The 8432-nt window shown below is 72.7% G+C and carries 6 protein-coding genes and 1 pseudogene; 3 read left to right on the top strand and 4 right to left on the bottom strand.

Going from position 1 to position 8432, the window contains the following annotated elements; translation table 11 throughout:
* Positions 1–171: 171 nt before the first annotated feature.
* Entirely contained in the window at positions 172–1083 is a 912-nt protein-coding gene (locus tag AB0B57_RS07945) for a type IV toxin-antitoxin system AbiEi family antitoxin domain-containing protein (RefSeq protein WP_357066570.1), read from the bottom strand.
* A gap of 225 nt (positions 1084–1308) precedes the next feature.
* Entirely contained in the window at positions 1309–2598 is a 1290-nt protein-coding gene (locus AB0B57_RS07940; protein ID WP_357066523.1) for an adenylosuccinate synthase, read from the bottom strand.
* Positions 2599–2722: 124 nt separating this feature from the next.
* Here AB0B57_RS07940 and AB0B57_RS07935 point away from each other — a divergent pair, with 124 nt between their 5' ends.
* Positions 2723–3781 carry a diacylglycerol kinase family protein gene (locus AB0B57_RS07935; RefSeq protein ID WP_357066521.1) on the top strand — a complete coding sequence of 353 codons (1059 nt, stop codon included), beginning with the start codon at positions 2723–2725 and terminating at the stop codon, positions 3779–3781.
* 375 nt (positions 3782–4156) lie between these two features.
* Here AB0B57_RS07935 and AB0B57_RS07930 read toward each other — a convergent pair whose 3' ends face one another.
* On the bottom strand, positions 4157–4447 hold the full coding sequence (locus AB0B57_RS07930) for a hypothetical protein (RefSeq protein WP_357066519.1): 291 nt from the start codon (positions 4445–4447) through the stop codon (positions 4157–4159).
* Positions 4448–5420: 973 nt separating this feature from the next.
* Between AB0B57_RS07930 and AB0B57_RS07925 the strand changes: the two are divergent.
* Positions 5421–6509, top strand: a pseudogene (locus tag AB0B57_RS07925) (ParA family protein); the annotation flags it as partial.
* 43 nt (positions 6510–6552) lie between these two features.
* On the opposite strand, the gene AB0B57_RS07920 reads toward AB0B57_RS07925, so the two are convergent.
* A complete protein-coding gene (locus AB0B57_RS07920) occupies positions 6553–6981 on the bottom strand; it encodes a DUF3151 domain-containing protein (RefSeq protein WP_357066517.1) in 429 nt (142 codons plus the stop codon).
* 249 nt (positions 6982–7230) lie between these two features.
* Between AB0B57_RS07920 and AB0B57_RS07915 the strand changes: the two genes are divergently transcribed.
* Positions 7231–8424, top strand: coding sequence for a hypothetical protein (locus tag AB0B57_RS07915; RefSeq protein ID WP_357066515.1), 1194 nt, complete (start codon positions 7231–7233; stop codon positions 8422–8424).
* Positions 8425–8432: the final 8 nt, after the last annotated feature.

Below are 8432 nucleotides of genomic sequence, written 5' to 3'. Positions count from 1 at the left end.
AACACCTGCCGATGCCCGAACGTCACCACACCCGGCCTCGCCACCAGCACCTCCACCACAACCAAGATCAGTTGCACTGAAGCCTAGAAACCACCCGGCGTGTCGACGCAATAACCTCATGATCAACGATGTGGGGTGGGGTGGGGGGTGGGGAGTGGGGGTGGGGTGGGGTCAGGGGCGGTGGGATGCGGTTATCGCTTGGCGGACGGTCCAGGGGATGTAGTCGGGTCTTAGAGTGTCCGACCAGGTGAAACGGAGGACGGTCCAGCCGGCGTTGACCAAACGATTCTGACGGCGCCGGTCGGCGAAGACCGCTTCCGGAACAGCGTGGGGGCCACGACCGTCGGCCTCGGCGATGATCCGGGGACCACGCCAACCGAGATCGCCGACACCGAGCAGAAAGCCATCGTCGTCGCGGATCTCGAGTTGCAGTGCATCCGGTGGCACTCCCCCGTCGACACAGCGGAGCCGGGCCCGCGTCTCAAGCGGCGACTGCGCCCGCCCATCCGCCTCGCCCAGATAGCCCCGAGCCGCGATCGCGCCGCGCCGCCCGCGGATGAGACGCGGAACGGAGAGGAGGTCGTCGGTGGTCACCAGCCCACGGTTCAACGCCGAGTCCAGCACGCTGACCGCCGAGAAGCGATCAACCCGCAGGATCAGGTCGGCAAGGGTACGCAGCGGCCGGGTAGCGGTGATTCCGTCCACCCGGACAAGGTGCTCGGGCGGGATGACCAACTGGTGGACCACCACCCCCGGATGGGCAAGGTGGGCCCGCCTGGCGACCGGACCCGGCACCGACAGTTCGATCACCTCGGTGCTCCGTAGCCCCGCCAGCCCGTGCAGTTCGGCGGCCGTCGCGAGCACCGCGGCGGCCGCCGGGCCGAAGGAAGCCACCGCCGCCCTGATCCGCGCTCGTCGGGGCACCCCGTCGTGCAGGTCGGCGTCCACGAGATAGCTGCCACGCGCCACGACCCGCCACCGGCCAGCCCTGCAGAGCCGTTGCACCTCATGCGTGGTGAGGCCGGCGGCTCGCGCCTGCCTGATCGTCACAATCCCGTCGCGGGCGGCCGCAACCCGCCGCACAACGTCCAAGGCATCCACCCGCCCACCCTGACCGAACCCGAAGCCCGAAACACCCCCCTGTGGACAACCCGCCCAAGCCTGTGGATAACCCAGCGGGCAGCCAGCGGACAGCCCGCGTTGATCATGGGGTTATAGCCACGACACGCCGCAGCGAGTGGCTATAACCCCATGATCAACGCGGGTCCCGGGTGGGGGTGGGGTGGGGGGGTGGGAGGTGGGGGGTGGTTAGGGGAGGAGGGGGTGGAGGACTACGTTTTCTTCTCGGCCTGGGCCTACTCCTACGACGCTCACCTTGGTGTTGCAGAGTTCTTCTACCCGGGCGATGTAGCGGCGGGCGTTTTCCGGCAGGTCCTCGACGGTTCTCGCCTTGGTGATGTCCTCCCACCAGCCGTCGAGTTCCTCGTAGACGGGCGTGGCGTGGTGGAAGTCCGTCTGGCTCATCGGCATGTCGTCGACCCGGACGCCGTTGATCTCGTAGCCGACGCAGAGCGGCACCTTGGGCAGGCCGGTGAGCACGTCCAGCTTGGTGATGACCAGGTCGGTGACGCCGTTGAGGCGGCACGCGTACCGGGCGACGACCGCGTCGAACCACCCGCAACGACGCTCCCGCCCCGTGGTGGTGCCGTACTCCGCACCGATCTTGCGCAGGTGCTCGCCGCTGGCGTCGAACAGCTCGGTCGGGAACGGTCCCGCGCCGACCCGGGTGGTGTACGCCTTGCTCACCGCGATGACCTTGTTGATCGCGGTCGGCGGGATGCCGGCGCCCACGCAGGCGCCACCGGCCGTCGGGTTGGACGAGGTCACGAAGGGGTACGTGCCGTGGTCCATGTCGAGCATGGTGGCCTGCGCGCCCTCCAGCAGCACCGTGTCACCCCGGTCCAGGGCGTCCCAGAGCATGGCCCGGGTCTCCGCGATGTACGGCTTGAGCCGCTCGGCGTACTCCAGGTACTCGTCGACGGTCGCCTCAAGGTCGATCGCCTTGCGGTTGTAGACCTTGAACAGGATCTGGTTCTTCTCGCGCAGGGCGAGCTCCAGCTTCTTGCGCAGGATGCCCGGGTCGAGCAGGTCCTGGAGCCGGATGCCGATCCGGGCGACCTTGTCGCCGTACGCCGGGCCGATGCCCCGGCCGGTCGTGCCGATCCGCGACGAGCCGAGGTAACGCTCGATCACCCGGTCCAATGCCCGGTGGTGCGGCATGATCAGGTGCGCGTCACCGGAGATCCGCAGCCGGGACACGTCGACGCCGCGCTCGGCCAGACCGTCGATCTCGGCGAGCAGCACCTTCGGGTCGACCACCACACCGTTACCGATGACGATCATCGCGTTCGGCGAGAGCGCGCCGGACGGCATCAGGTGCAGCGCGTACTTCTGGCCGTCTGGGGTGATCACCGTGTGGCCGGCGTTGTTGCCACCGGAGTAGCGCACGACGTAGTCGACCCGCTCACCCAGCAGGTCGGTAACCTTGCCCTTGCCCTCGTCGCCCCACTGAGCGCCGATGAGCACGATCGCTGGCATCTTTTCCGCCTCCAGAAGGCTCGGGTGCCAGGTGGCGACCGGTTGGCGAGCCCGGGGTGTCAGGTTAACAAGTAATGACGGCGCGGCCGGCAGGGGTCGCGTCGAGAGGCAGGAGGCTCCTTCCGTGTACGACGTGGTGCTGCTCACCCTCGGTTCGGAGCGGGACGCTCCCGGGGGCTGTGGCAGCGGAGGGGCCTGCTGCGGCGGTGCGACCGAGGCCGCCACCGACCCGAAGAGCCAGCCCGACACCGGCCAGCCCGACACCGGCCAGGGGGCACCGGCCGGCGGGGACACCGAGCGGTGCGCCACCGAGCGGCCACGGGTGCCGGTGCTGGCCTGCTCCGACGCGCTGATCGCCCGGGGCGCGCGGGTGGAGATGGTCACCGCCCGCTCCGACGCGGAGATCGACGCGGTGTTGGCGCGGCTCGACGGTCCGGCCCGCCCGGATGGCCTCACCTGGCCCGACCTGGACGGCAAGACCCGGCTGGTCGTCGCCACCGCCAGCGACGGGCAGTTGCGCGCCGTGCTGCGCCGGCTGGTCCGGCGGTACGCGCCAGCGCCGAGCAAGCGTCCGGCGGATCTGCCCGGCAACCGGACCCTGCCCGACCTGCCGCCGGTGGCCGTACTCCCGCTCGATCCGGCCCGTGGCGGCACCCACCGGGACCTGGCCGCGCAGCTCGGGCTGCCGCGTGACCCGGCGGCGGTGGCCGCCGCGGTGGTGGATGGCACGGTGCGCCGACTCGACCTGCTGCGCAACGACGGTGGATCGGTGACCCTGGACGGCGCGCTGCTCGGCGCCGCCGACGACGCGGGCCGGCCGCTGCACTGGCGGGCCCGGGTGGAGGTGGACGACACCGTCCTCACCAACGGGGACGAACCGCTGCTGGCGTGCGTGGTCGGCAACGCCGGCGGGTACGCGACGCTCGACGACGTGACGCTGCTGACCGCACCGGACCCGGCCGACGGCCAGATCGAGGTCGCGGTTGCCGTGCCGGTGGTCGTCCGTTCGGCGCTGGGCCGCAAGCGGGTACGCCTCGAGGTGCGGCGGGCCCGTGGGCGGGCCGTTTCGGTGCTGCCCCGGGAGGGGAAGGTCCCCTACCTCGACGATGGTGTCGAGGGTGAGCTGACCCGGAAGCGTTCCTGGTGGATCGAGCCGGGCGCCTGGGCGGTCTGGTCGAGCTGACCCTGCCCGCACCGAAGGGCCGGCCCGGCTGAGCGGCCGGCCCGGCTGCGCCGACGGCCCCTTCTCGGCGGATGGGCCTATCCTCGCAGGAGGACTGGGAGGGGCCGTAATGGACGAGAACGCCGACCGCGCGCAGGTGCACGGCCAGCAGCCGGTGCCAGAGCGGGACATCGAACCACTCTGGCCACCGGATCCCGCCGACCGCGACGCGGGTAGCGCGGCGCCGCCGTGGGCGGCGGTCGCCCAACAGCGGGGTACGCCGTCGTCGGTCGCACCCGGGCCGGTGACTCCGCCGGTGGCCGCACCGCCGACCGGACGGCCGCCGGTTCCCGGGCAACCCGGGGCCCCGGCCCAGCCACCGCCTTCGCCGGCCGACTATCCGTCGCTCACCGGTGCCGTCCCGGTGCCGGGCGGCTGGGGCGGCAGCGGCTCGTCCGCCGCCGCGTCCGGCTGGGCGCCAGCGCAGCCGAGTTGGCCGCCGGCCGACCCGCCGGCACCAACCGCCGCGTCGACACCGACCGCAACCCCGGCGACCGGCACGCCGCCGACCCCAGGCACGCCCCCGACCGGCACGCCGCCCACAACAAGCACACCCCCGTCCGGCACGCCACTCACACCGGGCACGACAGCGACCAGCACGCCAGCGGCACCAGGCACGCCACTCACACCGGGCACGCCACCGGTACCAGGCACGCCTCCGACCGGCACGCCACTCATACCAGGCACGACAGCGACCAGCACGCCAGCGGCACCAGGCACGCCACTCACACCGGGCACGCCAGCGACCGGCACGCGAGCGACTGGCACGCCGACGACCGGCAGGCCAGCCACACCAGGCACACCCCGGACAGCCGGCGCTCCCGCGAGCACCGCCACCGGGGCGAGCAACGGCGCACGCAACGCGACCAGCAGCGCAGCCAGCGTGGCGCAGGCGCAGGCCGGCGACCGGGGTCCGACCGGCGTCGCCGCCGCTCCGATCCCCCCGGGTGGTGTCGACCTGGACCTGCCGTTCACCCTGGATCGCCCCGCCGCCGCGACGCCCACCGACCAACCCACCGCAGCCCCCACACCCACCGGCCGCCCGAACGGCGCGGGCCCGACCTCCGCGAGCCCGACCAGCACAGGCCCGACCAGCACAGGCCCGACCAGCGCAGGCCCGACCAGCGCAGGCCCGACCAGCGCAGGCCCGACCAGCGCAGGCCCGACCTCCGCAGGCCCGACCTCCGCAGGCCCGACCTCCGCAGGCCCGAGCAGCGCAGGCCCGACCGGCACAGGCCCGACCGGCACAGGCTCGGCGGCAGCCGGGCCCGCAGCGGCCGGGCTGGCATCGCAGGCCGACGGGACCGGGAATGACGGGCCTGCCGTCGGGACGGCGCGGCCGGTCACCGAGTCGCCGTGGGCGTATCCGCCGCAACGCCCCACCGGAGCGTCCGCACCGGCCAACGACCAGGCCGCCACGGTGACGCCCCCGCTTCCCGACCCGCAGCCGGCGCACCCAGATCAGTCGTTCACCCCGGTGACCCCCGGGCAGGTCGGCCCCGGGCACATCCCGCCGCCGCCCGACCTGACGCAGTTCAGCAACCTGCCGCAGCAGGCTCCCCAGCAGGCCGGGCCGGCGACCCCACCGCCCGGGCCGTTCCCGCCGTCTCCGGGTTGGTACCCGCCGCCGTGGCAGCAGGGCGCGCCCGGCGTCCAGGCTGGGCAGCCCTACCAGGAGGCCGAGGGGGTGACCCGGGTGCCCACCGCCGGGTACCCGGATGCCGCCGCGTATCCGGACGCGAGCTGGACCCCGGAGGAGACGGCGGTACCGACCGCCGAGGACTTCAGCCGGCGCCGGCAGGTTCGGCCCGTCGACCCGGTGGCGACCATGGGCGTACGCGCGATGGTCAACCGGACGGGGCTGCTCCGGCTCTCTCCGGGGCGGCACGAGCAGGAGCTCAAGCGGGACATCGAGATGGTGCGCCGCAACTTCGGCGGTCTGCGGCAGGTGACGGTGGTCAACCCGAAGGGTGGCGCCGGTAAGACGGTGGCCATCCTGCTGCTCGCGATGACGTTCGGCCAGAAGCGCGGTGGCTACGTGCTGGCCTGGGACAACAACGAGACCCAGGGCACCCTCGGGATGCGCGCCCAGCAGGATTTCCACTCCCGCACGGTGCGGGACATGCTGCGGGATCTCGGGCAGTTCCAGGGTGCGCACGGGCGGGTCGGTGACCTGTCGCAGTACGTCCGCTCGCAGGGCGAGGGCATGTTCGACGTGCTGGCCTCGGACGAGTCGGCCACCGGCGGCGAGATGCTGACCGCCGCCGCGTTCGCCGAGATCCGTGAGGTGGTCAGCCGGTTCTACAAGTTGATCTTCGTGGACACCGGGAACAACGTCCGGGCGCAGAACTGGCAGGCGTCGATGGACGCCACCGACCAGTTGGTGGTGACCATGTCGGCTCGTAACGACTCTGCCGAGACCGCCGCCCGGATGCTCGACCACCTGGAGCAGAGTGGCCGGCAGCGGCTGGTCCGCCAGGCTGTGACCGTGGTGTCGATGCCGCCGTCCCGCAAGGAGATCGACCTGCCGGCCATCCAGGAGCACTTCGCGGCCCGTACCCGGGCGGTGTTGCTGGCCCCGTACGAGCGGCTCATCGACACGGGTGAGCCGATCCGGTACGGAGGGCTCTCCACGGCCACCCGGGACGCCTGGCTGAAGATCGCCGCCGCGGTCGCCGAAGGGTTGTGACCGCCGGCGGCCGGCCCGGAGTCGGGCCGGCCGTCGGAGCGGGTCAGTTGCTCGCCAGCGCGTCCGCCGCTTCCGGGTCGCAGTCGCGCAGGAACTGGGCGCAGCGGGCCGCCTCGTCGGCCTCGCCGATCTCGTCCGCCGCTCGGGACAGCACGTAGAGGCAGCGGAGGAAGCCCCGGTTGGGCTCGTGTGACCACGGCACCGGGCCGTGCCCCTTCCAACCGCTGCGGCGCAGCTGGTCGAGGCCACGGTGGTAGCCGGTGCGGGCGTAGGCGTACGCGGTCACCACCTGGCCCTGCGCGAACGACCGGGCGGCAAGCTCCGCCCAGGCCGCACTGAAGGTCGGGAAGCCGGCCGCCACGCTGGCGAACGCCTCCTCGGTGCCGGCCTGCTCGGCGGCGGCCAGGGCGGCGTCGGCCTCGTCGTTCGCGGGCAGGCGGGTGGCCGGTGGCTCTGGCAAAAGGTTCTGCATCGCCCCATTCAACCCGCTGGACAGGGCGACACGCGAGCGGGCCGGCCGGCGCGTTCCACTGAACGGCTGAGGAGTTGGTCACGCCTGCGGCCTATGCCGCCGCCGGACCTTTTGCACTACAACTAATGGTCCGGAGCCTCCCCAGGAACCGGTAACGCAGGAGCCCGGTGGCCTCGGTCACCGGGCTCCTGTCGGTTACACCCCAGGCCCGAGGTTTGGCCGGCCCCGGCGCAGGGGCAGGATGGCCGGGTGCCGACCCCACCTCCCGCGGACGTCATCGAGCCGCACCTGCACACCGACGAGATCCAGACCCGCGACGAGTTCGATCGGCAGTTGGCCACCGGCCGACTGACCGGGCTGACCGTGCAGGGCCTACGCCTCGACCTGGCGCCGGTGCCCGACCTCACCGGCATCGAGGTCGCCGGCACACTCTTCGTGGGCTGCCGGTTCGCCTCCCGGGACGTCGGGGCCGACCTGGTCCGGCGCGGCGCGAACGTGGTGCCGCCATTCTCGGGGCTGCCGTACCCGACCCAGCCGGCGCACCTCTACACCCCGGAAGACCTGGCCGCCGGGTTCGCCGAGGGCGGGTTCACCGGGATGTACGACACCCGGGTGTACGACCACTTCCGGGCGCACGGTGGCGCGCTGCCGGATGTCCGGGAGGCGCTGGGTCAGCGGCTGCACGACCACGGCGTGGACAATGCGCTGGCCGACGCCACCCGGATCTGGCTGTCCCGACACGGGCCGCAGTCGGTGGTGGGCATCATGGGTGGGCACGCGGTCAGGCGCGGCAGTCCCGCGTACCGGATGGCTGCCGTGCTGGGGTGGGAGCTGGCGCGGGCCGACCGCCTGGTGGTGACCGGCGGCGGTCCGGGGGTGATGGAGGCCGCGAACCTCGGCGCCTACCTGGCGGACCGGCCGGCGGCCGAGTTGACCGAGGCGATCGACCTGCTGGCCGGTGCGCCCGACTTCACCGACCACCACCGGTACACGGCCACCGCGTTGGCGGTGCGGCAGCGGTACGCGGGCGTGCCCCGACAGCGGGGTGACGACCTCGCCTGGGCGCGGGCCGGTGGGCTGGCCATCCCAACCTGGTTGTACGGGCACGAGCCGGCGAACCTGTTCGCCGGTCGGATCGCGAAGTACTTCTCGAACGCGATCCGGGAGGACACCATCCTGCGCCTCGCCCGGGGCGGCATCGTCTTCGCGCCGGGGCGGGCGGGCACGGTGCAGGAGGTGTTCCAGGCGGCCACGAAGACCTACTACGGCACTGACGGCGCCAGCGGGGCGTACATCTTCCTGGACCGCGGCTACTGGACCGCGGAGCTGCCGGTGGAGGCGTTGTTGCGTCCGTTGCTGGCCGCGTCCCCGTTCGGTGACCTGTCGTCGACGATCCATCTCACCGACGACGTGCACGAGGCGGTCCGTCTGCTCACCGTCTGAGCGACGAC

It is taken from the genome of Micromonospora sp. NPDC049101, assembly GCF_040648675.1.
GTDB lineage: Bacteria > Actinomycetota > Actinomycetes > Mycobacteriales > Micromonosporaceae > Micromonospora.
This window is presented reverse-complemented; position numbering and strand designations above follow the sequence as displayed.

Excerpts from the sequence above, each read along its gene's own strand:
- AB0B57_RS07920 (WP_357066517.1), bottom strand. The coding sequence starts at position 6,981 with ATGCAGAACCTTTTGCCAGAGCCACCGGCCACCCGCCTGCCCGCGAAC.
- AB0B57_RS07940 (WP_357066523.1), bottom strand. The coding sequence starts at position 2,598 with ATGCCAGCGATCGTGCTCATCGGCGCTCAGTGGGGCGACGAGGGCAAG.